Source organism: Alphaproteobacteria bacterium, assembly GCA_030739735.1.
Lineage (GTDB): Bacteria > Pseudomonadota > Alphaproteobacteria > UBA7887 > UBA7887 > UBA7887.
In genome coordinates this window covers 1-527 of the sequence record JASLYQ010000067.1, presented here as the reverse complement: position 1 = coordinate 527, position 527 = coordinate 1, and the positions used below count along the sequence as shown (strand labels likewise).

Sequence of the window (527 nt, the reverse complement as noted above, 5' to 3'; positions counted from 1 at the left end):
CACATTACCGGAAACCTCGCTATCGACGCTTTCTTCCATAAACGTTGTAATTTTCATGTCTTCACCGCGCCCGACTGCACCAAATTCCATGACTCCTGCTATTTCTTGACCAAATCGCACGCACCGCGTGCAGTGGATACAGCGGGTCATTTCTGTTTCAATAAGCGGCCCAATATCTAGATTGTTAACAGCCCTCTTTTCTTCCGTAAACCGAGAATCCCCGGCACCATACCCAAGAGCCTGATCCTGCAAGGGGCATTCGCCTCCTTGATCGCATACTGGACAATCCAAGGGATGATTGATCAGTAGAAACTCCATCGTACCCTTTTGAGCTTCGACTGCAATCGGTGACGATGTCTTAACCACCATGCCACCCGAAACCGGCGTAGCGCACGCTGGCAACGGTTTGGGTGCATTTTTTACCTCAACTAAACACATACGACAGTTAGCTGCTATCGATAATTGCTCGTGATAACAAAACCGCGGGATATAAATTCCTGCAGCATCAGCAACCTCAATTATCATCA

General features: G+C 48.2%; 1 protein-coding gene. It reads right to left on the bottom strand.

The genetic code is table 11. The annotated features are described in order from the left end of the window. Positions 1-525, bottom strand: a 525-nt coding sequence (locus tag QF629_13100) for a 2Fe-2S iron-sulfur cluster-binding protein (GenBank protein ID MDP6014454.1), incomplete at its 3' end; no start/stop codon positions are given. Positions 526-527 lie beyond the last annotated feature (2 nt).